The organism is Desulfocicer niacini (genome assembly GCF_054657595.1).
This window is the reverse complement of sequence record NZ_BAAHYK010000017.1, coordinates 13,735-35,760: the sequence shown is the minus strand read 5'-3', so window position 1 is coordinate 35,760 and position 22,026 is coordinate 13,735. Positions and strand designations below refer to the sequence as shown.

Below are 22,026 nucleotides of genomic sequence, written 5' to 3'. Positions count from 1 at the left end.
TCAACAAAAAAAACAAAGTGCTTTTAAGCCTTGCTAATAAACATAAGACGGTTATGATAAACAATGAAATCCAAATCAAAGGCTCCACGCTGGCAGTTCTGGATTTCTTATGAATACATAAAGAGAGGAAAAAATGCTGAGAAAAGATCTCATCCCCAAAAGCCCGGTCATTCAAATACTGGGTCAAGAGAATCTTGAAAGTGGACGTTTTGGAGCAGTGATCTCAAGGGCCGGTGTTGGAAAAACACAGTTTCTTGTCCAGATTGCCCTGTGCTGGCTGCTGGATGGTAAAAAGACCATTCATATCAGCCTTAACGAAGCCATTGACAAAATAAACATCAGATACAAAGAGGGATATACCAACCTCATTGACAGTGTCGGTTACATTGATCCCATCAAAGCCAATCGCCTGTGGGAAGACATTGACACAGGGAAGCTTGGCATCAGCTACAGTGAAGCATCCTTTTCTTCAGATAACATTCGCGAATACCTGACCACCCTGAAAAAAGAGAATCTGGAACTGCCTGCCATGATGGTCATTGACGGTATTAATTTTGACAATGACAATACAGATCTTTTAAATGAACTGGCAACCCTCACTGCTGATTTTTCCATCAGTGCATGGTTTTCCATCCAAAGTCACCGGGAAGAACCCCTGACAGACCAGGGATTTCCTCCCCAGCTGGACAAGGTCAAAGAGCGTTTTGATAAAGCCCTTTTTCTCAATCCCCAGGATGATAAGATTGAAATTGTTGTGCTCAAGGACGGAGACAGTGAAAACAGAACCTTTCTCCTTGATCCGGCAACCATGATGAAATCCTGATCAAGCCCTTCAGTTACAGTTTCTCCGGGTCCATGGGCTAAACCAAGATCTCTAAGGACCCGGGGAAATTTCCTCCGGATGAACAGGGTTCATCACTGTCATCAGAAATCTGGAGATGGCCCCGAACATCCGTGCACTTTTTTGGGAATCTTCCCAGGGCAGCCCATGCTGCCTGGTATCAAACAGGTAGTACTCCTTTAGCTGCGACCCCACCCTGTTGAACAGTTTTTCACTGCCCCTTACATCAACAATGGGATTTTCCCGGGACTGTACTATCAGTCCAGGTGCCTTTAAGTTTTTCAAAAGAGGTTCCACCTGCTCCATAAGCTCCTCCACCTGCTTCATTCCAGCCTCCGGATTTTTATCATAGGCCACCCGGGGATTTGCAGGGACATAGTGCCCCGTTGATTCATCATCGGATTTCATCCCGGCTTTTTTCATCACCTGATTCCACAATCCCGAAGATGACACAAAGGCGTCCGAAAAATCCTTCATGCGAAGGGGTGGTGCCACTGCAAAAAAGGCCTGACAATCCGTAGCCTTTGCCTGGAGATATATGGCAATAAGTCCACCGATCCCCACGCCTCCCACGGCAAAAGCCCGGCATAGATGCCTTATCACCACAAGGCCCTCCTCTGCGGATTCCAGCCATTTTTCATAGGTGGTTTTGACAAGATCCTCCACGGATGTGGCGTGCCCTTTAAACCGGGGCACATACACGGTAAACCCTTTTTCATTAAGGTTTCTTGCCAATCCACCCATTTCTCCGGGGGATGACAGATAATCATGGAGCAACACCACTCCTCGTTCCATATCTTTACCTTTAAGAAGCAGGGGCCGTCCCATGCGCTTGTCCCGGATAGTTGCAGGTGATGCCGTTTCCATGAAATCCGTTTCAAATTCACTGAAATGCTTTTCCAGAATGCGCTCCCGGACCTGGTCAAAAATATCCCCGGTGGATTTCAATGCCAATGCCTGGAAATAATCCTGCAATGCCACAAGGGGTTCCACCTCATTGGCAATGACAGACACCGGGTTCTTAATTCTCACGGAATGAAACTCCGAATGAGTAAAAAATTTTGCTTGATTTTTATAAATTTTATTGCCCTTGACCTCAATGATGTCCGTTTCACTGGCCACCTGCATAAAATCTTCATAGCGATTAAATCGATCATCAATGAGTAAATGCACCTGATTGCTGTACAGACTCTTGTGAAAATGGCAATGCATGGACATGGTACAGGCGGCGGTTGCAAGAAATGCCCGGCAGCGGAAATCATAGGTATCAATGCCCCGGCCGCCATCGAGCAGATATTTTAACAGGGATGCGAAAATATGATCATAGTTCAGGGTGGTCATGCCATACACCCGGGACATGTATTCGTGCATGAGCCACAGAGCCCCCTTACGTATCACGTGGTTTGAACTCAGGCGGGGAGAAAATTCCACCGGTCTTCTGGATGTCACATCACTTTCCACAAAACCGTTGAAAAAAAGATCCTTGACCCCAATGGGATTCCCAAAACGGATGTCCACGTCCACACCGGAAAATACCATGGTGCCTTCGGTCATCAGTTCATCCATCATACGCGGGGATGGATTTTCCATCATATTCTGGGCAATGCGACTCAACAGGTTTTCCCTGGCCCGCATCGGGTAGTAGGTGATATTCACCGGCACAATATAGGTTTCATTTTTACACACGGTTTCCGGGGATTTTATTTGATAGCATGTCAGCAACCGCTGGTATTCTTTTGGGTTTATGGATTTCATCCGGCGAAGGCGTTCCCTGTAAAAGGCCGTTCGAAGTGCCAGGGTGGCAGCTCCGGTATGGGGTCTTTGAAACTCGCCATCCTGGTGAATATGGAAACCCTCATCCACCAGAATTTTCTTGTTTTTCACCATGAGCCCTTCCGGGAAGATAATACATTCCGCATCACCAGACAAAAGGCCTTTGACAATTAGAAAATCACGTTGGGGGTCCTTGGTGGACACCGCCCCCATGGCTTCCAGAGTTCCCTTAAGGCCTCCCTGGAACAACTCTGCTGCGGCAAGGGACCACACGGGTTTCTTGGTAATGGCATGGATGTAATAGGGCAAAAAAATGGTTTCAATGCGGGTAAAGTGATTAGCGGTATAAACAACGGAACCCTGGGGAATATTTTCCTGGCCATGCAGGGTCACCCGGGTTTTTGACAAACCGGTGAAGGCCTTAAGCGCATAGCTGGACATGTAATAAGCAAATCTGTTCACAGTTTCAGTCTCTGAAGAGGTAGATTGTGGGTAAGATGAAAGATGCTCAACTTTTCATTTATTAAAATCGAAATAACCAGCTTTCAAACACAGTGCACAAATATAAGCCTTGACCGCAACCATAATATTTCTTAAATTATCTTTTTGTCAAAAAATTATTTCAAAAAAGCGGAGGAACTGCTTTGTACTCTAAGATATTAATTCTTCATTTTCCACCGGATGTGGCACAAAAAGCTGTGGTGTGCTACCTGACCAAAAAATTCGATCTATTGTTCAACATCCTTGGTGCCAGGGTGTCCAACAGTAAAGATGGTTACATGGTTCTTGAGATTTTCGGCACCCGGGACAATTATAAAAAAGGGGTTCAATTCCTTAAAAATCAAGGGGTCCGGGTCAGCTCAGCCGAACAGGAAATCTGGCGGGACACCTCAAAATGCACTCACTGCGGTGCCTGCACAGCCGTGTGCCCCACCCAGGCCCTTTATGTGAAACGACCGGAGATGGAAGTCATTTATGACAAGGACAAATGCACCGTGTGTGAACTGTGCATAGTCACCTGCCCCACCCGTGCCATGGGACTTTACTCCAAAAACGCCGAAGAAATGTTTCAGTGAAAAGAACCATTGCCATTGCCTTGAGCGGGGGGGTGGACTCCCTTGTGTCCGCCTTTCTACTCCGGCAAAAGACCCGGGATGACCTGTTTGGTATCCATTTCACAACGGGGTATGAAGCCCATCCTGTTGACATGACTGCCCTTTCCAGACAGCTGAACCTGGAAATTTTCACCGTTGACCTGTCTGCAGCCTTCACCTCCCATGTGGTGGATTACTTTACCAGCACCTATCTTTCCGGCCAGACCCCCAACCCCTGTGTTATCTGCAACCGCACCATCAAATTCGGTGCATTGGTAAAGGCGGCAAAACAACGGGGGGCCACTCACATTGCAACGGGTCATTATGCCCGGATTCACGACGATGATAAGGGCAACCCCGCCCTTTACCGGGGCATGGATATCCTCAAAGAACAATCCTATTTTCTGGCCATGCTTTCAACGGATCAGCTGAAAAACGCAATATTTCCTTTAGGAGAGATGACCAAACAGGCTGTGGTGGCACTGGCTGTGGCCAATGGACTGACCCCTCCTGAAAAAAAAGAAAGTCAGGATATCTGTTTTATCAAAGCAGACTCCTTTGCCGGATTTATTGCTTCCCGTGCTGAAAAAGATGCCTTTGCCCCCGGTGCCATTGTCACCCCCGATAAGACCATTGTGGGACAACACAATGGTCTGCATCGCTACACCGTGGGACAGCGCCGGGGATTGAACTGCCCGGGACCTGCCCCCTATTATGTCAAAAAAATCGACATGAAAAACAATCTTCTGGTGGTGACCTTCAAGGAAGATCTTCTGGAAAGGCATTTTTGGGTAGACCAGGTGAACTGGCTGCTGCCCACCCCCCTTAAAGAGCCCATGACCGTTGAAGCCAGAATTCGATACAGCCACAAAGGAGAAACCGCGCGCCTGACACCCTGTTGCCATGGCATCCAGGTAAGATTCAACCAGCCGCAACATGCCGTCACCCCGGGGCAGGCAGCTGTTTTTTATCTGGAAAACAGGGTAATCGGGGCGGGAATTATTCAATGAATTTATTTTATATCACCACATTGGGATGCAAGGTCAACCAATATGAATCCGACGGTATTGCATCGGAACTGGCGGCCCATGGATGGACCCCCACCCCCAAAAGCGAAAAGGCAGACGTGTGTATCATCAACACCTGTGCCGTAACCGCCCGGGCTGCCCGGCAGTCCCGCCAGGAAATCCGAAGCATCATCCGGGGCAACCCCGGGGCCAGAGTCATTGTCACCGGATGCCATGCCCAGACAGCGGCCAATGAAATCAGAAAAATCAAAGAAGTGGATCATGTCATTGGTCATAAAGACAAATTCAGCATTGCAGGTGCCATCCTGACATCTGGCCGCTTTGAGAATCTGAATCAAGAACGCTGCCCTCTCCCCGGAAGTCCGAAAAAAAACCTTCATGGTTCCAGCTCCAGGGAGACGTCTGTGGTTCAAGAAGGCCTTAAAAACCTGAAAGATCCCGAGTCCACGGCCTGCCAGGACACCCAGTTTCATTGTTTTTCCCCGGCAGTCACTGGGGACAATACACGGGCCTACCTGAAAATCCAGGATGGATGCAACGCCTTCTGCACCTACTGCATAGTTCCCTACGCCCGGGGTCGCAGCCGGAGCATGCCCCAGGATGAGGTAATGTCCCACCTCCGGGCCCTGCACCAGGCAGGTTATGCCGAGGCCATCATCACCGGCATTCATACCGGGGCCTATGGTCTGGACTTTGAAAAAAAAAGTTCCCTGGAGGCTCTTCTCCGGCACATTGGCCGGGAAAAACCCATCCACCGCATTCGCTTAAGTTCCGTGGAACCCCGGGAGTTCAGCGATAACATCATTGAGCTCATGGCGAACAACGATATCTTCTGCGACCATTTTCACATTCCCCTGCAAAGTGGGGACGATGGTATTCTGGCACGCATGAGACGCCCCTATGACACGGCCCTGTTCGCCGACCTAGTTACTAAAATCCGAAAAAAAATGCCCATGGCCGCCATCGGAGTGGATATTCTCCAGGGATTTCCCGGAGAAACCAAGACCGCCTTTCAAAATACCTTTGATCTTATCCAGTCCCTTCCCGTCACCCATCTCCATGTGTTTCCATTCTCACCCCGGGAGGGAACGCCGGCCTTTAATTATCCAGACAAGGTGCCCCGGGACATCATCCGGGAACGGTGTAGCCTGATGCGAAGCCTGGGTGAAGAAAAAACCCGGGCCTTTGAGCTAAGCCATGTGGGTAGATCCCTGAAAGCAGTGATCCAGGAGAAAAGAGATGCCGCCACAGGAAAATTAAAGGCTGTGACCACCAATTATCTCACCATTCAGGTGGATGGACCCGATGATCTGAAAAAAAAAGTGCTGTCCGTGCAACTGGATCATGTCCAGACACAAGTGGATTCTCCCCTGCTTTCAGGGCATATTTTACAGCCGTAAAACAACAGATTCCAACTGTTGTAATACAGCCCGGTCGTTAATATTTTTTTAAAAAGATTCCCAAACAACAAGGTCACGGTCTGGAAAAGTGTCAAACAACAAATAAAGGCTGCTCTTACTTTTTATCGAATTTAAAAAGGAGGTATCATTATGACAAAAACTGCCCTTATTCGCTGTGAAAAAAATGAAAGCAGCTGCCCTTTAACCGGCTGCTTTAAATGCATGATGGATCAGAAACAGGGTTTTGCCCGGTATGATGACAATTGTTTTCCCGGAGGAGTCTTTACCTGCAGATGCCCCGGGGACAATGTGGTGAATTTCGCAAAGATTCTGAAATCAAAAGGCGTGGAAGCCATCCATTTTGTCACCTGCACCTTTGCCCGTAAAAAAGATGGAAAATGGGAGGATGCACAAGGGGGATTCTGCGACAACATTGACGGTATCATTGAAAAGGTACACCAGGAAACCGGTATAACCTGCGTCAAAGGCTCTGCCCATCTGCCGGCAAACTATACACCCCGGGTATGGGAAAAAACGGCATGACCACCTACACAATTCATCCCATTGTGGTGGGCACAAAAGTATTTGATAAAAGCATGATGACCTATCAGCACGGTGCCGGTCAATCTTACACAATTCCCATATATAGCTGGTACATCAAGGGAGGGGAGAAAAATATTCTGGTGGACACCGGAGAGATAAGTCCCATCCAGTCCAAAGAACGGGAAAAAGCCATTGGTGGAAAAATTTATACCTTTGAAACAGGCCTTGCCCGATTTGGGCTGACCCCGGAATCCATTGATATCATCATCCACACCCATCTGCACAACGATCACTGTGAGAATGACTATAAATGCAGTAATGCTGCCATTTATGTCCATGAAAAGGAACTCAAGCGGGTCCACAATCCCCATCCCCTTGATTTTCGATACCTGGAGGATTACATTGAGGACGTTGAAGAAAATAACCAGATCCGTATCATGACACAAGATACGGAGGTGGTGCCGGGCATCACCTGCATGCATACACCGGTGCACACCGATGGCGGCATGAGTGTGGTAATCGATACACAAAAGGGCAAGGCCGTGATCACCGGATTTTGCGTGATCAAAGAAAATTTCAATCCGCCTAGGGAAATCCGGGCCATGGAGATGGAAGTCATTCCGCCGGGAACCCTTGTCAACGCCTTTGATGCCTACGATATCATGCTCAAGGTTCGGGATATGGCAGATATTTTGCTACCCCTGCATGAACCTGAATTTGCAGGTGTGGATTGTATTCCCTGATTTCGGTTTAAAGCCGCCCTTTGGGGCGGCATCTTTTTCATTATTCGTTTGGCTTTATAAAGGAGGCTATATGAAATGTAATCGCTGTAATGCAGTTATTAAACCCGGAGAGGAAAGAGACCATCATGGGCAGTGTATTTGCGAGGACTGTTACATGGTGGCTCTTTCACCCATTAAAACCTGTGATCCATGGGCCGTACACAGCGCCAAAATCACCGAAAAACATGCCGGTGATCATCGCGTCTTAATGCCCATTCAGCAGGAGATCCTGCAAATTCTTAAAGAAAACGGTGCCATGGAGCCATCGCGGTTACTTGAATTGGTAACAGCCGATTTACAATTAAAAGATCTGGAACGCGAATTCTCCACCCTTCGCCACATGGAAAAAGTAAAAGGTAAAAAAGAAGGAGACAAAATCCTGTGGACACTGTGGTAGACAAGATTTAAAAAACAATTACCGTATGGCATTCCGGACTTGATCACAACACCTAACCTGGACCAAAGATGCTTTCTGATTCTTTTGCCCAAATAACACGAAAATCAGAGATAAAAATCTAAATTCCCCGTTCGGTTTTAACGCTTTCCCAAGCTTCCTGAATTTCCCGGAACTTATCACTGGCAAGGGCGGTAAATTCCTCGGGCAATCCCTTGGATGCGATCTTGTCCGGATGGTATTCGGACACCAGCTTTCGATAACTTTTCTTAAGGTCCTCATTGCTGGCGTTTTCATCGCATTTGAGCACGGCATAGGCTTTATTAACCGTCTTTACATACCGTGCCTTTATTTTTTCATAGTCCATGGCATGAATATTAAAAATACCCGCTGCTGATTGCAGGAGAACCTCCTCCTGGGGGGACATGGCACCATCTGCCACGGACACTCGGAACAAAACATCCATCATAAGCTCAATAATTCTTGGCTGCATGCGAAATACCCGGTAAAACTGCAAAGCAAAGGCATCAAAGCTTTCCGGGGAATTCAGGGCCTGGCGAAAAATATTCACGGCACTGTTTCTGCCCTCTGCATCAAGGTTAAGATCTCTTGTCATGAATGCCTCAATGGAGGCAATTTCAGAATCTGTCACCTTGCCATCGGCCTTGGTCAGTTTGGCAAGCATGGAGAAAGCCGCCACAAAAAATGTCATCTGGGCCTGTTCATCCGTGGAAAGATTAGGGGATATTTCCCCTTCCGAAAGATACAATTCCTCTTTTTTATCAAATGTATGACCAAAGGCCGCCCCTGCCACAGCACCAATAGGGCCTCCCAATGCAAACCCGATGGTACCACCCACCACTTTTCCAAGCCATCCCATATCATCCTACCTTTCTTGTGTTTCTTGCCATCATCAGTTTCCACCACTCCCATTTCTGGGATACCACTTTTTCTTTTTTGCCCGGGTCTTCACCGGTGCACAGCGCGATTCAATGGCATCTGGCCCCAGAAGGGCCATAACATCCTTAAAAAGCCCCGGGGCCGGTTCCAGACGATCGGCTTCGGAAAGCTGGACCACCACCGAAGATTTGTCTTCTATGTGAATGGTAAGATACACCGGACACTCCCCCGGATATCTATCCACAATGGTTTTCAATTTTTCAAGCACATCCATTTCATCTCCATGGGTATGAAGGTGCATGAGAATGCTGGATGTCCACTCTTTTTCCGCCATTTCCATCGGCACAATGCGATCGGCAAGGAGCTTTACGGCATTCTCCTTTTTCTGGACCTGACCCTGGACAATCACCGGCACCTCGTCGGAGATCAGTTGATGAAATTCCGCATAGGCTTCGGGGAACACCACCACCTCCACGCTGCCCGTTATGTCTTCCAGGGCGGCAAAGGCCATGAGATCTCCCTTTTTTGTTTTCAATATCTTCAAAGGCCGAATACTCCCCCCCACACGCACCCCCATGTTATCCATGGCATCATGAATGGTGGAGGAATTATAATTGGCGTAGGTGGCCAGAATTTTCCGGTATTTTTCCAGGGGATGGCCAGTGATATAAAAGCCCAGGGTTTCCTTTTCCAGGGCCAGAAGATCATTGGTGTCCCATTCTTCAATGTCGGGCATGCGGGGAAGGCTTACGGGAGCCGCAACGCCTCCTTCCATGTCTGCAAACAGATCCATCTGGGAATCGGCTTTTTCACGCTGGATACGATTACCATGGTCCAGAGCGTCCTCCAGGGTGGCCATGAGCTGGCTGCGCCTGGCACCTGTGGAATCAAAGGCACCACATTTAATAAGGGCCTCCAGCACCCGCTTGTTTACTTTGCCAAGGGCTACCCGTTCACAAAAATCAAAAATAGTTTTAAAGGTACCGCCACTGTCACGGGCCTCCACAATGGAATCAATGGCAGCAGAGCCCACATTTTTAACGGCGGCCATGCCAAAACGGATGGCCGTGCTGGTAACGGTGAAAACGGCATCGGATTCGTTTATATCCGGGGGCAAAACCTCAATGGACTGATTCCGGCACTCCTCCATGTATTTGACCACACTGTCGGAGTTGCTCATTTCACTTGTCATCAGGGCTGCCATGTACTCCCTGGGATAGTGTGCTTTAAGAAATGCCGTCTGGAAACAGATCAGGGCATAGGCGGCACTGTGGGATTTGTTGAATCCATAGCCGCCGAATTTCTCCATGAGATCAAACAGCTCGGCGGCTTTCTTCTCACACAGATTGTTTTCTTTGGCCCCCTTTAAAAACAGGGCACGGTGCTCCTCCATCATAGCGGCAATTTTTTTACCCATGGCTTTTCGAAGCCCGTCTGCATCGGCCATGGAATAATTGGCCAGAACCCCGGCGATCTTCATCACCTGTTCCTGGTAGAGGATTACCCCATAGGTTTCCTTCAAGATGGGTTCAAGTTCGGGAAACAGATACACCACCTCTTCCCGGCCATGTTTTCTCTCCACATAGGAGTCGGCCATGCCGCTGTCCAGGGGACCGGGACGATACAATGCCACCAAGGCGACGATATCACTGAAGCAGGCGGGCTGCAACCGGGCAATGAGTTCTTTCATGCCCGAACTTTCCAGCTGAAACACCCCGGTGGTATCCGCCCGTGCCAGAAGCGCATAGGTTTCTTTATCTGAAAAATCAAGATCCAGAAGATCGGGGATGGGTTTGTTCTGCTTTTCAAGCAAAGCAAGGGTATTTTTAATGACGGTGAGGTTGCGAAGCCCCAGAAAATCAAATTTTACTAATCCCAGTTTTTCAACATAATTCATGTCAAACTGGGTGACCACCTCCCCTTCTTTACCTTTATAAAGGGGCAGGTATTCCACCAGGGGTTTATCGGAAATCACCACCCCGGCGGCATGGGTGGATGCGTGGCGGGGCAATCCTTCCAGCAGCAGGGAAATATCCAGCAACTCCTGGATGGACTCATCATCATCGGCCTTGCCGGGAATGGCCGGCACCTCTTCCATGGCCTGGGTCAGGTTTTTTGCACCATCGGGGACCATCTTTGCAATGATATCCACCTCGGACAGGGGAATGCCAAGGGCCCTTCCCACATCTCGGATAACAGCCTTGGCCTTTAATTTTCCAAAGGTGATGATCTGGGATACATAGTCCCCACCGCCATACCGTTCAATGACATATTTATAGACCTGCTCTCTTCCTTCAATGCAGAAATCCACATCAATATCTGGCATGCTGATACGTGCGGGATTTAAAAACCGCTCAAAAATCAGCCCATGCTCTATGGGGTCCAGGGCCGTTATTTCCATGGAGTAGGCCACCATGCTGCCCGCCGCCGACCCCCGGCCAGGGCCCACGGGGATACCGTTCTCATTGGAATAGCGGATAAAGTCCGCCACAATGAGAAAATACCCGGGAAAGCCCATGTCCAGAATCACGCCGATCTCGTAATCCAGGCGTTCCTGGTAGAGCTTCTCATCAATATCCGGATTTTTCTTTTTCAAAGCCGCCATGCGCTTTTCAAATCCCTCACGCACCTGCCGTTCAAAAATCTGATCCACGGTTTCATTGGTGTCGGTTTCATACCGGGGAAAATGATAGGTTTTATCATCAAAGTCCACCTGGCACCGGGATGCAATCTCACAGGTGTTTTCTATGGCACCGGGATACTGTCCCAGGGAGTCTATCATCTCCTGGGGGGATTTAAAATAGAGCTGATCGGAATCAAACTTGAACCGATTTTCGTTGTTCAGGGTATCTCCGGTCTGGATGCACAAAAGGGCTTCGTGGGCCCGGACATCGTTTTTGGAAAGATAATGGCAGTCGTTGGTGGCCACCATGGGTATGGAAAGCCGTTGGCTCAGGTCCAGCAGACCCTGGTTCACCGTTTCCTGGATGGCCATGCCGTTATACTGCACCTCCAGGAAAAAATTATCCTCCCCGAATGTCTTCAAAAAATAACGGGCTGCCTCATCGGCCTCATCTATCTTTTTTTCCAGAATCCGCTGGGCCAGCTCTCCCTTAAGGCAGGCAGACATGGCGATAAGGCCCTTGCTATGGCGAGTTAACAGCTCCTTATCCACCCGGGGCTTATAGTAAAACCCCTCCAGCTGGGCCTTGGAGGCCAGTTTACACAGATTGGCGTAGCCTTCCCGGTCTTTAGCAAGAAGCACCAAATGATTCAGAGCCTTATTGTCCTGGGCGGTTTTATGGGCAATGGTCCGGGGAGCCACATACATTTCACACCCGAGGATGGGCCTGATACCGGCCTTTATGGCCTTTTCATTAAAGGGGGCTGCGCCAAACATGGTGCCGTGGTCTGTCATGGCGACGGCATCCATGCCAAAGTCCCGGCATCGCTGAAGCAATCCATCGAGACGGATGGCCCCATCCAGCAGGGAATACTCGGTGTGAACATGGAGGTGATAAAATTTTGATGCGGATGCGAATTCTGTCATGGGGATGGAAATCCTGTTACTCGATAACCCGGTTTTTCTCTTGATAAATCCCGACCCTGTTCTTTCCGGGATCGATGAAAAAAACTAGAGCACCGCGTGTTATATCAACGGACAACTCTCCTGGCCCCATGCTGTGAATTTTTAAACATGGGGCCGTTCAAAATCCACGGCATGGGGCCAGGGGAAGGTAAACAGTAAATATTCGGTTTGGTATTGTAATACGTTTGGTCAGTGCCCCATCTTAGCCGATTGGGGACTACCTAGCATACCCAAAATGGTATGTGAGCAGGCCAAAATAGGGGAAAATGGGGTGCTGGCCGAATATTTACGGTAAACAAGAGTGATTACTTCATATTGTCAATGCTGTAATTGGGTGCTTCCTTTGTAATGATCACATCATGCACATGGCTCTCCTTGAGGCCTGCAGCACTGATTTTGACAAAACTTGCCTTCTGACGGAGATCTTCAATGGTTAAGGCCCCAATATACCCCATACCGGCTTTCAAGCCCCCCAGCATCTGAACAATATTTTCTTTAATGGTTCCTCTATAGGGAATTCTGCCCACTATACCTTCTGGCACCAGGGTTTCATCTTCCGAGCTGTCCCGCTGGTAATATCGGTCACTGCTGCCCTTTCGCATGGCTTCCACAGATCCCATGCCCCGGTAGGCCTTATATTTTCTTCCCTGGAAAATCACAATCTCCCCGGGGCTCTCCTGGGTACCTGCCAGCAGGCTGCCCAGCATTACGCAATGGGCACCGGCACCGATGGCCTTGGCAATGTCACCGGAAAATTTAATACCGCCATCTGCAATGATGGGTACACCGGTCTCGTTGGAAATCTCCTTGCAGTTCATGATTGCCGACAACTGGGGAACGCCCACACCGGCAACAATGCGGGTGGTACAGATGGAGCCAGGTCCGATACCGATCTTGACACCGTCGGCGCCGGCATCAATAAGCGCCTTGGCTCCCTTGGCCGTAGCCACATTACCGGCAATTAACTGGGCATCGGGAAAGCTGTGCTTGATTTTTTCCACAGCGCTCATGACATTCTGGGAATGACCATGGGAAGTATCAATCACCAGGGCATCCACACCGGCCCGGATGAGGGCCTCGGTACGCGCCATCATGTCAGATCCCACACCAATGGCAGCACCGGCCCTGAGTCTGCCCATGGCATCTTTGCAGGCATGGGGATATTTCTTTATCTTTTCAATATCTTTTATGGTGATCAACCCTTTCAGCCCCCCCTCTTTATCCACCACCAGCAGCTTTTCAATGCGATGCTTGTGAAGCATTTTTTTTGATTCTTCCAGGGAGCACCCCTCGGGAACGGTGACCAGATTTTCTTTGGTCATGACATCCCTTGCCGGTTTATCCAGCTGGGTCTCAAATCGCAAATCCCGATTGGTGACAATCCCCACAAGCTTGGGACCTTCGGTGACCGGAATACCGGAAATGCGATACCGGGCCATGATGGTCAACACTTCCTGGATAGAGGTTTCCGGTGAAATTACAATGGGATCCACAATCATGCCGCTTTCGGACTTTTTTACCCGGTCCACTTCCAGCACCTGCTCGTCAATGGAAAGGTTTCTGTGGATGAACCCAAGCCCCCCTGCCCTTGCCATGCTGATAGCCGTCCGGGCTTCGGTGACGGTGTCCATGGCGGCACTGACAATGGGGATATTCAGATCAAGGGTCCGGGTCAACCGGGTTTTTGTCTGAACATCATCGGGTAATATTGCAGAGTAATCCGGCAGCAAAAGTACATCATCAAAGGACAGTCCGTCCTCTGTTATAATATTCACCATTTTTATCCTCCCGTGGGATTTTTTTCAATCACGATTTATTTAATGTCTTTGACATGGCTCTAATGTCGGCCACCCAGAACAATGCCTGGGTGGCCGACATTAAAAACATGCCCGAAATAATCAGATCTGTCCTGCAGGAACGCACACTCCGAAATCCAGCAGAACCCATTAATCAAAAACCATGGCGACCTGTCACCCCATTTTTGTAAATCTGCTTTAATATCAAAAAACAAAGGACAAATCAAACGGATAATCCTATGGCCCAATCCCCCGGGCCTGTTCTTGAGTATTTATCCCCGACATTCAGTACCGGGATTGCTTGAATACGAAAAATTTCTTGATGCTTTGCCCCATAAACGATATAGGTATCGGTGGTTTGAACCTGTTATCTATAAATATTTTCCATGCACCCATTACCCGGTACCCGATTAAGTAAATCCATGGAATGGGTAAAGGATCTTAATAATATCAAGCCCTACGACACCCTCTGATCAGAACCGCTTTAACCTGAGAATGGAATGAAATCATGCTGCTAAACGTAAATCCCGATAATCCCCAGCCCAGATTAATCGACAAAATTGTGGAAATCCTCCAACAGGGGGGCCTCATCGCCTACCCAACGGACACCTTTTATGGTATCGGCTGTGATATCATGAACAAAAAGGCCATTGAAAAGGTCTATCGCCTGAAACAGCGGGACAAATCCCAGCCGTTCAGCTTCATCTGTGCCGATCTTACCCATATCAGCGAATATGCCAAAGTGTCCAATTTTGCCTACCGCAATATGAAACGACTGCTGCCGGGGCCATTTACCTTTATCCTGCCGGGATCAAAGATGGTGCCCAAGATCATGCTGACCAAACGAAAAACCGCAGGCATCCGGGTGCCAGCCAACACTATCTCCCTTGCCATTGCCAAAAGTCTGGGACATCCCATATTGAGTACCAGTGCCACCGACCCCGATGGCCAGGTATTTGAAGACCCCTCCCTGCTCCATGATTTTTTCGGCCCCCTTCTTGATGCCGTCATTGACGGTGGCCCCGTCACCGGCAAGGCATCCAGCGTTGTGTCTTTAATTGACGATGAACCCGAAATTATCCGTTATGGCGCCGGTGATGTCAGCACCTTTGAATAAAGAGCTTATCACCTTCTTGATAACGGTCATACCATCCTCGGATGGATAGACCGGTGTCACCTCCCCGGTGATACCTGCCAATGTGCCTGCCCATTCAACGGCATCGCCAAAGTTCCCCAGACGATCAACCAGCTGAAGATCCAGGGCTTTGGCACCGGTGAATATTCTGCCATCGGCAAGGGTGGCCATTTTTTCTTCGTCCAGATTACGACCCGTGGCCACATCTTTGACAAACTGGGAATGAATTTCGTCCACCACCCCCTGGAGAAGTTTTTTTTCGGAATCTTCCAGATCCCGCAGGGGAGAGCCCATATCTTTGTACTCACCACTCTTTATCACCACCGGGGTCAGACCGATTTTCTTGATAATATCCTTGAAATTGGCATATTCCATGATGACGCCGATGCTGCCGGTGATGGTTCCGGGATTTGCCATGATGCCGTCACAGGCCGATGCAGAATAATACCCCCCCGAAGCTGCAACCGATCCCAGGGATGCCACCACCTTTTTAATCAATCGGGTCTTCATCACCTCCCGGTAAATCTCCTGTGAGGGTCCCACCCCCCCGCCCGGTGAATCAATACGCAGTACGATGGCCTTGATGTTAGAATCTTCCCGAAAGGTTTTCAGATCATTTATAACTTCCTTTGACGAGGCGATCATCCCGGAAATCTCCACAATACCCACATTCCCTGCCCCGCCCTGGCTGGCACCAAGGGATGATTGAAGAACAACACCTCCCCCCACGAGCAGTCCCGTGGTGAGAACCAGCGCTGCTGATGCCACTGTCAGCGCCACAAGACAGAAAAATAAAAAGGGATGTCTTCTGGAAAACATGGAATGCCTCACTTGTGAAAATTTTATGATTTTTGTTAACAGCCATGTCGGGGTGCCGAAACAACTATTAAGGATGAAAAAAAAGGCCGGACACAGAAACAGCTCTGTGTCCGACCCACTTTTGTCAGTCTGATATCATTCCCCGATCAAAAAGCAACCAACTTAAAAAAGGTGGCCCTGCAGGATTGATCATTTATCTTCAGACCTGGCAGCCTCCTCAAGGTTGTTCCTAAGCAGCTCACCAAAAGAAGAAGTTGCGGGCTTCATGTTCTTTGCAAAATCCTGGATAATATCCTCTTCTTCCTCTTCTTCAAGTCGTTTAATGGAAAGTCCAATACGCCTTTCGTCACTGTTGATGTTCATAACCCGTGCGGTAATGGAGTCACCAACATTGAACTGATCTGAAGGCGTTTTGATTTTTTCCTTGCTGATTTCAGACACATGAACAAGACCTTCAATGCCCTCTTCAAGTTCCACAAACACACCAAAATCAGTAATATTGGTGATAACGCCGGAAATTTCAGTACCCACTTCATAGCGCTGTCCCACGGTTTCCCAGGGATCGGGCTGGGTCTGTTTGATGCCAAGGGAGAAACGCTCACTGCCCTTGTCAATATCAAGAACCACAGCCTGGATCACATCACCCTTCTTGTAAACCTCGGAAGGATGTTTGATGCGCTTGGTCCAGGAAATGTCTGAGATATGTACCAGACCATCAATGTCATCATCAATACCGATGAAAAGACCAAAATCCGTGATATTTTTAATCTTTCCTTCAATGACGGTGCCCACGGGGTACTTATCACTGATGACTTCCCAGGGATTCTCAACGGTCTGTTTGATACCAAGGGAAATTCTTCTGTTATCCGGTTTGAGATCAAGGACAACGGCCTCCACCTCTTCACCCACGGAAACCATCTTGGATGGGTGACGGATCTTGCGAGTCCAGGACATCTCAGACACATGAATGAGACCCTCAACACCTTCTTCAAGCTCCACAAAGGCACCATAATCGGTGAGGCTGACCACTTTCCCGAGAACCTTGGAACCCACAGGATATTTTTCCTGCGCCATGGTCCAGGGATCAGGCGTCAGCTGTTTCATACCCAGAGATACCCGCTCTTTTTCCATATCGTAGGAAAGAATTTTCACATTGATCTTATCGCCAACGGAAAACAACTCTGAAGGATGTTTTACGCGGCCCCAGGAGATGTCAGTGATGTGAAGGAGTCCGTCAACACCGCCGAGATCAACAAAAACGCCATATTCTGTAATATTTTTAACAACGCCTTCCATGACCTTTCCGCTCTCAATGGAGCTGAGGGTATTGGCCCTGGCTTCCTCACGCACCTTCTCAAGGATAACCCGTCGTGAAAGAACAATGTTGCTTCTTTTTCTGTTGTATTTAAGCACTTTAAAGGTATAGGTCTGACCCACCATTTCATCCATGTTCCGGATGGGCCGAAGATCTGCCTGGGAACCAGGCAGGAATGCTGGCAGGCCGATATCAACGGAGAATCCACCCTTGACACGGCTTGTGATGACACCTTCAATGGTTCCATCCTCTTCATAGATATCCCGGATGGCATCCCATACTTTAACCTTGGCGGCCTTTTCCTTGGACAGAATAACTGTTTCTTCTTCTTCGTCCCAGACTTCAACCATTACCTCAACCCGATCATTCAGGTTGACATTGACATTGCCTTCCTCGTCTCTGAACTCATGAATTGAGATCTGCCCTTCAGACTTGTAACCCACATCCACCAAGACGTGGTCTCTGTCCACGGCAATGATGGTACCGGTTACAACCTGGCCCTCTTCGAAGCGCTTGAAGCTCTCTTCATAAATGCCCATTAATTCTTCCATGGTTTCTTCTCCGGTAAACACAGGTTCCGAAGCCATGGACGCCTCTAATTCTTCAGCAGTTTCTAATTCTTCATTCATTTCGTTGTTCTCGTTTGTTTCAGCAATGTTATTCATTAATATTAATCCCCCATAGACAAATTTTACACTTCTTCGCAAAAAAGTATAATCTAATATAAATATCAAAACAAAAGGGGAAAAACAATATAAAAAAAATATTTTTTTCACATAAGGAGGGCTCAGGCGCGTGCTATGGGTATTATCTGAAGGACTCCGGGTTCACGAAAAGCCTTATCAATAATGCATAACACGCGCCAGACACTTTTTTAAAGAGCGCCGATTTAAAAAAACAATCATTCTTATTTTAGTGCCGGGGCGCAGCATTGCAGCACCATGACCCCATTATCGACAACATCTTGTCCACCACCTCTTTCAGGGTCATGTGAGTGGAATCAATCAAAACGGCATCCGCTGCCGGTTTCAGGGGGGCAATGTCCCGGTTGCTATCCATTTCATCCCGGCTACTCATCAACTCTTTTACCTCTGAAATTTTTAGGGATGGTACGTGATTTTCCTTGAATCGGCGCAGGGCACGGGTATCCAGATCCGCAAAGAGAAAAAACTTGTAATCCGCATGGGGAAACACCACCGTTCCCATGTCCCTTCCTTCAAACACGGCATTATTTTTTTCGGCAATGGCGCGTTGAAGCCCCAGCAGTGCCTTTCTGACACAAGGACGAGCCGAAATGGCCGAGGCCAGCATGGCAATCTCCGGGGTGCGTATGAGTGAAGCAATATTTTCCTCCCCGCTTGTCAGCACCGGCTCATGACCATCCATGACAAACCCCAGGGAAATCTGATCTAAAAAAGGTTCCAATACTGCATCTTTTTCCCAATCAATGCCGGAGCGTTTCACCTCCAGGGCCACCCCCCGGTAAAGGGCACCGGTGTCCACATATATAAAGCCAATACGCCGGGCAAGGGCGCTGCTCACACTGGTTTTACCGGCACCGGCCGGTCCATCAATGGTGATAATTCGATTTATCATCCAGGCAACCCGCCTTGTGCCAGCACCTGTTCAAGCACAGAAAGAAACCGCCTGTTTTCCGCTTCAGTCCCGGCGCTTATTCTCAGATAGGTGTCAAACCCATAGGATTTCATGGAGCGGGTAATAACCCCTTTTTCAAGCATTTTCTGAAACACCGCCGTGGCATCGGTTCTGACATCCAGCAAGAAGAAATTGGCTTGGGTGGGAAAGGATTCAACCCCCATGCTACTCAGTTCCGCCCGAAGAAAATCAATACCCTGGTGCATGGCCCTGACACTTTTATCAAGAAACTCAAGGTCATCCAGGGCAGCAGCAGCAGCCACCTGGGCAAGGGCGTTGACATTAAAGGGCTGTCGCACCCGGTGAAGTATTTGCGCAACGGCACTGTCCATTATACCATACCCCACCCGGAAACCGGCAAGACCATAGGCCTTGGAAAAGGTTCTCAGGGAAATAATCCGAGGATCTTTCAGTGGGTCCGCCAGGGCGTCAAACACACCCTTATCCCTTGCAAACTCAATGTAAGCTTCATCCATGATCACCAGAACGTTTTCAGGCACCCCTTTCATGAACTCCGACAGGGCCTTTCCTGTGATATGACTGCCCGTGGGATTATTGGGATTTGTCAGAAAAATCATGGTGGTTCGGGGGGTAATACCGGACAAAATGGCATCAAGATCAATATCAAGACCTTTCAGGGGCAGCATCACCGGAACACCGCCTGCAACCTTCACGGATATTTCATACATTAAAAAGGAGGGCAGCGGCATCAGCGCTTCGTTTCCCCGGCTGAGAAATCCCTGGGCCAACAGGGCAATAATATCATCAGAGCCGTTGCCGACAATCACATTTTCAGGCTTCACACCATATTTCTGTGCAAGCTTATCAGTCAAGACGTGGGCGCTGCCATCGGGATAACGATGCATGGATGCAAGCTGGTTTTGAACGGCAGCCAGGGCTTTGGGAGAAGGTCCCAGGGGATTTTCGTTGGAGGCAAGTTTTACGGAATTTTTAATTCCATATTCACGCTCTATGGCCTCTATGGGTCGGCCCGGCTCGTAGGCTTTGATGGTCTTGATATACTCAGGAATATTTAATTTCATGAAGTCTTTTATGCACTCCTCTTCTTTATTTTATAAAACGGCCATGGCAAGATTTATTGCCCCGGTCGTGAAACAGGATCAATTTTTACCCATTTGATTAGTTTGGATTTGATATTTTGTCAATATTTATGCTAAGAGACTCTCAAATCAAGGATGCCCCAGAAAGGAGATCACATGACACACCCTGAAGTCAAAACAGGCCTTGAAGCACTTGGAATAACACCCCCCCATGAATTAAAGGGAAAAAGACTTGGCCTTCTGGCCAATCCGGCATCCGTGGACAGCAAATTCACCCATGCCTCCCACATTATTGATAATGTGTTCCCCGGACAACTAAAGGCCCTTTTTTCCCCCCAGCATGGATTTTATGCCGACAAGCAGGACAACATGATCGAATCAGATCATGGGGTGGACCCACAATTAAATATACCGGTATTCAGCCTTTACAGCAACACCCGGATTCCCACCCGGGACATGATGGATCTCATTGATGTACTAATCATTGATCTCCAGGATGTGGGCACACGGGTCTACACCTTCATGTACACAATGTCCTATTGCCTGGAAGCAGCTGCAAAACAGGGAAGACAGGTATTTATTCTGGACCGGCCCAATCCTGTGGGTGGCCATTCAGTGGAGGGCAATATCCTTTGTGATGATTGCCGTTCCTTTGTGGGGCGATTTCCCCTGCCCATGCGCCATGGTTTGACCATGGGGGAACTTGCCCTTTTTTTCAACCAGGAATATCGCATCCATGCCGATGTCACGGTGATCCCCATGAAGGGATGGAAAAGAGAGATGTTCTTTAACGATACCGGCCTTGACTGGGTGGCTCCCTCCCCCAATCTTCCCACACCTGCGTCGGCCCTGGTGTACCCAGGCCAGGTGATCTTTGAAGGAACCAATCTTTCAGAAGGAAGGGGAACCACCCAGCCCTTTGAATTTCTGGGGGCTCCTTTTATTAATCCGTTAGCCATTGTGGAATCAATCAGCCGGGATATTTCAGGTGCTCACCTTCGCCCCATCTGTTTTGAGCCCACCTCCGGAAAATGGGCCGGGCAATGTTGCCGTGGATTCCAAATCCATGTCACCGACACGCTACAGTTTAAGCCCTATCGCACGGCCCTTCTTCTTTTGCAGCAGATCATTAAACGACATGAAAATGATTTTCGCTGGAAGGAACCTCCCTATGAATATGAATTTCATAAATCCCCCATGGATATGATCCTTGGCAACCGAAACTTAAAACAACGCATTGCCGATCAGGAACCCATGGATGACCTGGAACAATCATGGAGCCAGGAACTGTCGAATTTCAAACAGAAAACACAACAATATCATCTTTACACATGATGTCTGGGTTTTTATTTATCATACCACATGGCAAAGCATAATCTCTCCGATTTCCCGCCACATTATGTGATGGTAAATTGAAAAACCTATGACGGACATGTACACGACAAAATCAAGAAAAAAGGGCTTGGTCACAACATGGGGGGGCTGTAGAAAAGGGAGGGGGTTGGAAAGGAAACCGTAAATATCTTATCGTCGTCGGAGGCAAAGGCAAAACAGGGGCAACAGGCTGAAACCTGATGCCCCTGAAATGATGAAAAATACTTATTTCTTAAGGTCTGCCAGCTCTTTTTCCAGCTCAGCAATTCTATCTTTATCGTCAGCCACAGGGGCATCGTCCCCGTCATTTTTTTTCCAGCTGTCCTTGAGTTCATCAAAACCCAGGTAAAGGGCAAGTCCGCCACCCAGCAAGAGAACCGGTGGAATGGCTCCGGCAAGAATCTGCAGAAACTCGCCAAACCAGACAGCAATACCAATAATACCCAATAGAACGGCAACCGCACCACCAATCAAAGTCTTCATAAATTAACCCTCCTTACCATGTTAATGATTGCAAAATATAAAA

At 48.5% G+C, this 22,026-nt stretch carries 18 protein-coding genes; 9 read left to right on the top strand and 9 right to left on the bottom strand.

The annotated features are described in order from the left end of the window. Positions 1-133 precede the first annotated feature (133 nt). Positions 134-823 carry a hypothetical protein gene (locus tag ACYQ2M_RS10815; protein WP_459916354.1) on the top strand — a complete coding sequence of 230 codons (690 nt, stop codon included), beginning with the start codon at positions 134-136 and terminating at the stop codon, positions 821-823. A 51-nt stretch (positions 824-874) separates the two neighbouring features. Here the strand turns inward: ACYQ2M_RS10815 and ACYQ2M_RS10810 are convergent, their stop codons facing one another. Continuing rightward, positions 875-3,076 (bottom strand): serine aminopeptidase domain-containing protein, encoded by a 2,202-nt coding sequence (locus ACYQ2M_RS10810; protein ID WP_459916353.1) that lies wholly within the window; start codon positions 3,074-3,076, stop codon positions 875-877. Positions 3,077-3,258: 182 nt separating this feature from the next. Between ACYQ2M_RS10810 and ACYQ2M_RS10805 the strand changes: the two genes are divergently transcribed. The 6 genes from ACYQ2M_RS10805 (at position 3,259) to ACYQ2M_RS10780 (ending at position 7,858) form a co-directional block, all read left to right on the top strand. Continuing rightward, complete coding sequence (locus ACYQ2M_RS10805; RefSeq protein ID WP_459916352.1) at positions 3,259-3,690, top strand: NIL domain-containing protein; 432 nt, start codon at positions 3,259-3,261, stop codon at positions 3,688-3,690. After that, positions 3,687-4,718, top strand: a complete 1,032-nt coding sequence (gene mnmA / locus ACYQ2M_RS10800) for a tRNA 2-thiouridine(34) synthase MnmA (protein ID WP_459916351.1) — start codon at positions 3,687-3,689, stop codon at positions 4,716-4,718. The genes ACYQ2M_RS10805 and mnmA overlap by 4 nt, the downstream gene beginning before the upstream one ends. Next, complete coding sequence (mtaB, locus tag ACYQ2M_RS10795) at positions 4,715-6,136, top strand: tRNA (N(6)-L-threonylcarbamoyladenosine(37)-C(2))-methylthiotransferase MtaB (RefSeq protein ID WP_459916350.1); 1,422 nt, start codon at positions 4,715-4,717, stop codon at positions 6,134-6,136. Before mnmA ends, mtaB begins: the two co-directional genes overlap by 4 nt. A gap of 150 nt (positions 6,137-6,286) precedes the next feature. Beyond that, positions 6,287-6,679 (top strand): CGGC domain-containing protein, encoded by a 393-nt coding sequence (locus tag ACYQ2M_RS10790; RefSeq protein WP_459916349.1) that lies wholly within the window; start codon positions 6,287-6,289, stop codon positions 6,677-6,679. Further along, positions 6,676-7,422 carry an N-acyl homoserine lactonase family protein gene (locus ACYQ2M_RS10785; protein WP_459916348.1) on the top strand — a complete coding sequence of 249 codons (747 nt, stop codon included), beginning with the start codon at positions 6,676-6,678 and terminating at the stop codon, positions 7,420-7,422. The genes ACYQ2M_RS10790 and ACYQ2M_RS10785 overlap by 4 nt, the downstream gene beginning before the upstream one ends. Positions 7,423-7,492: 70 nt before the next feature. Continuing rightward, positions 7,493-7,858, top strand: a complete 366-nt coding sequence (locus ACYQ2M_RS10780) for a hypothetical protein (RefSeq protein ID WP_459916347.1) — start codon at positions 7,493-7,495, stop codon at positions 7,856-7,858. Between the two features lie 118 nt (positions 7,859-7,976). Here the strand turns inward: ACYQ2M_RS10780 and ACYQ2M_RS10775 are convergent, their stop codons facing one another. The 3 genes from ACYQ2M_RS10775 to guaB form a co-directional block, all read right to left on the bottom strand. Continuing rightward, positions 7,977-8,735, bottom strand: a complete 759-nt coding sequence (locus ACYQ2M_RS10775) for a TerB family tellurite resistance protein (RefSeq protein ID WP_459916346.1) — start codon at positions 8,733-8,735, stop codon at positions 7,977-7,979. Between the two features lie 33 nt (positions 8,736-8,768). After that, complete coding sequence (gene dnaE, locus ACYQ2M_RS10770; RefSeq protein ID WP_459916345.1) at positions 8,769-12,305, bottom strand: DNA polymerase III subunit alpha; 3,537 nt, start codon at positions 12,303-12,305, stop codon at positions 8,769-8,771. A 344-nt stretch (positions 12,306-12,649) separates the two neighbouring features. Next, positions 12,650-14,122: an IMP dehydrogenase gene (guaB, locus tag ACYQ2M_RS10765; protein ID WP_459916344.1), complete on the bottom strand. Its 1,473-nt coding sequence runs from the start codon at positions 14,120-14,122 to the stop codon at positions 12,650-12,652. Positions 14,123-14,648: 526 nt separating this feature from the next. Between guaB and ACYQ2M_RS10760 the strand changes: the two genes are divergently transcribed. After that, a complete protein-coding gene (locus ACYQ2M_RS10760) occupies positions 14,649-15,257 on the top strand; it encodes an L-threonylcarbamoyladenylate synthase (RefSeq protein WP_459916343.1) in 609 nt (202 codons plus the stop codon). On the opposite strand, the gene sppA is transcribed toward ACYQ2M_RS10760, so the two are convergent. From sppA to hisC, 4 genes are all read right to left on the bottom strand, one after another. Continuing rightward, on the bottom strand, positions 15,195-16,094 hold the full coding sequence (gene sppA, locus ACYQ2M_RS10755) for a signal peptide peptidase SppA (RefSeq protein ID WP_459916342.1): 900 nt from the start codon (positions 16,092-16,094) through the stop codon (positions 15,195-15,197). The genes ACYQ2M_RS10760 and sppA overlap by 63 nt on opposite strands. Before the next feature lie 189 nt (positions 16,095-16,283). Then, a complete protein-coding gene (locus ACYQ2M_RS10750; RefSeq protein ID WP_459916341.1) occupies positions 16,284-18,074 on the bottom strand; it encodes a 30S ribosomal protein S1 in 1,791 nt (596 codons plus the stop codon). Positions 18,075-18,321: 247 nt separating this feature from the next. Continuing rightward, complete coding sequence (gene cmk, locus ACYQ2M_RS10745) at positions 18,322-19,005, bottom strand: (d)CMP kinase (protein WP_459916340.1); 684 nt, start codon at positions 19,003-19,005, stop codon at positions 18,322-18,324. Next, a complete protein-coding gene (hisC, locus tag ACYQ2M_RS10740) occupies positions 19,002-20,108 on the bottom strand; it encodes a histidinol-phosphate transaminase (RefSeq protein ID WP_459916339.1) in 1,107 nt (368 codons plus the stop codon). Before hisC ends, cmk begins: the two co-directional genes overlap by 4 nt. Before the next feature lie 174 nt (positions 20,109-20,282). On the opposite strand from hisC, the gene ACYQ2M_RS10735 reads away from it, so the two are divergent. Next, positions 20,283-21,461, top strand: coding sequence for an exo-beta-N-acetylmuramidase NamZ family protein (locus ACYQ2M_RS10735; protein ID WP_459916338.1), 1,179 nt, complete (start codon positions 20,283-20,285; stop codon positions 21,459-21,461). Between the two features lie 264 nt (positions 21,462-21,725). Here the strand turns inward: ACYQ2M_RS10735 and ACYQ2M_RS10730 are convergent, their stop codons facing one another. Further along, positions 21,726-21,983 carry a hypothetical protein gene (locus tag ACYQ2M_RS10730; RefSeq protein WP_459916337.1) on the bottom strand — a complete coding sequence of 86 codons (258 nt, stop codon included), beginning with the start codon at positions 21,981-21,983 and terminating at the stop codon, positions 21,726-21,728. Positions 21,984-22,026: the final 43 nt, after the last annotated feature.

Coding starts and splice junctions, on each gene's coding strand:
- ACYQ2M_RS10815 (WP_459916354.1), top strand. CDS start 134: ATGCTGAGAAAAGATCTCATCCCCAAAAGCCCGGTCATTCAAATACTG.
- mtaB (WP_459916350.1), top strand. CDS start 4,715: ATGAATTTATTTTATATCACCACATTGGGATGCAAGGTCAACCAATAT.
- ACYQ2M_RS10790 (WP_459916349.1), top strand. CDS start 6,287: ATGACAAAAACTGCCCTTATTCGCTGTGAAAAAAATGAAAGCAGCTGC.
- ACYQ2M_RS10785 (WP_459916348.1), top strand. CDS start 6,676: ATGACCACCTACACAATTCATCCCATTGTGGTGGGCACAAAAGTATTT.
- ACYQ2M_RS10780 (WP_459916347.1), top strand. CDS start 7,493: ATGAAATGTAATCGCTGTAATGCAGTTATTAAACCCGGAGAGGAAAGA.
- ACYQ2M_RS10775 (WP_459916346.1), bottom strand. CDS start 8,735: ATGGGATGGCTTGGAAAAGTGGTGGGTGGTACCATCGGGTTTGCATTG.
- dnaE (WP_459916345.1), bottom strand. CDS start 12,305: ATGACAGAATTCGCATCCGCATCAAAATTTTATCACCTCCATGTTCAC.
- guaB (WP_459916344.1), bottom strand. CDS start 14,122: ATGGTGAATATTATAACAGAGGACGGACTGTCCTTTGATGATGTACTT.
- ACYQ2M_RS10760 (WP_459916343.1), top strand. CDS start 14,649: ATGCTGCTAAACGTAAATCCCGATAATCCCCAGCCCAGATTAATCGAC.
- sppA (WP_459916342.1), bottom strand. CDS start 16,094: ATGTTTTCCAGAAGACATCCCTTTTTATTTTTCTGTCTTGTGGCGCTG.
- ACYQ2M_RS10750 (WP_459916341.1), bottom strand. CDS start 18,074: ATGAATAACATTGCTGAAACAAACGAGAACAACGAAATGAATGAAGAA.
- cmk (WP_459916340.1), bottom strand. CDS start 19,005: ATGATAAATCGAATTATCACCATTGATGGACCGGCCGGTGCCGGTAAA.
- hisC (WP_459916339.1), bottom strand. CDS start 20,108: ATGAAATTAAATATTCCTGAGTATATCAAGACCATCAAAGCCTACGAG.
- ACYQ2M_RS10735 (WP_459916338.1), top strand. CDS start 20,283: ATGACACACCCTGAAGTCAAAACAGGCCTTGAAGCACTTGGAATAACA.
- ACYQ2M_RS10730 (WP_459916337.1), bottom strand. CDS start 21,983: ATGAAGACTTTGATTGGTGGTGCGGTTGCCGTTCTATTGGGTATTATT.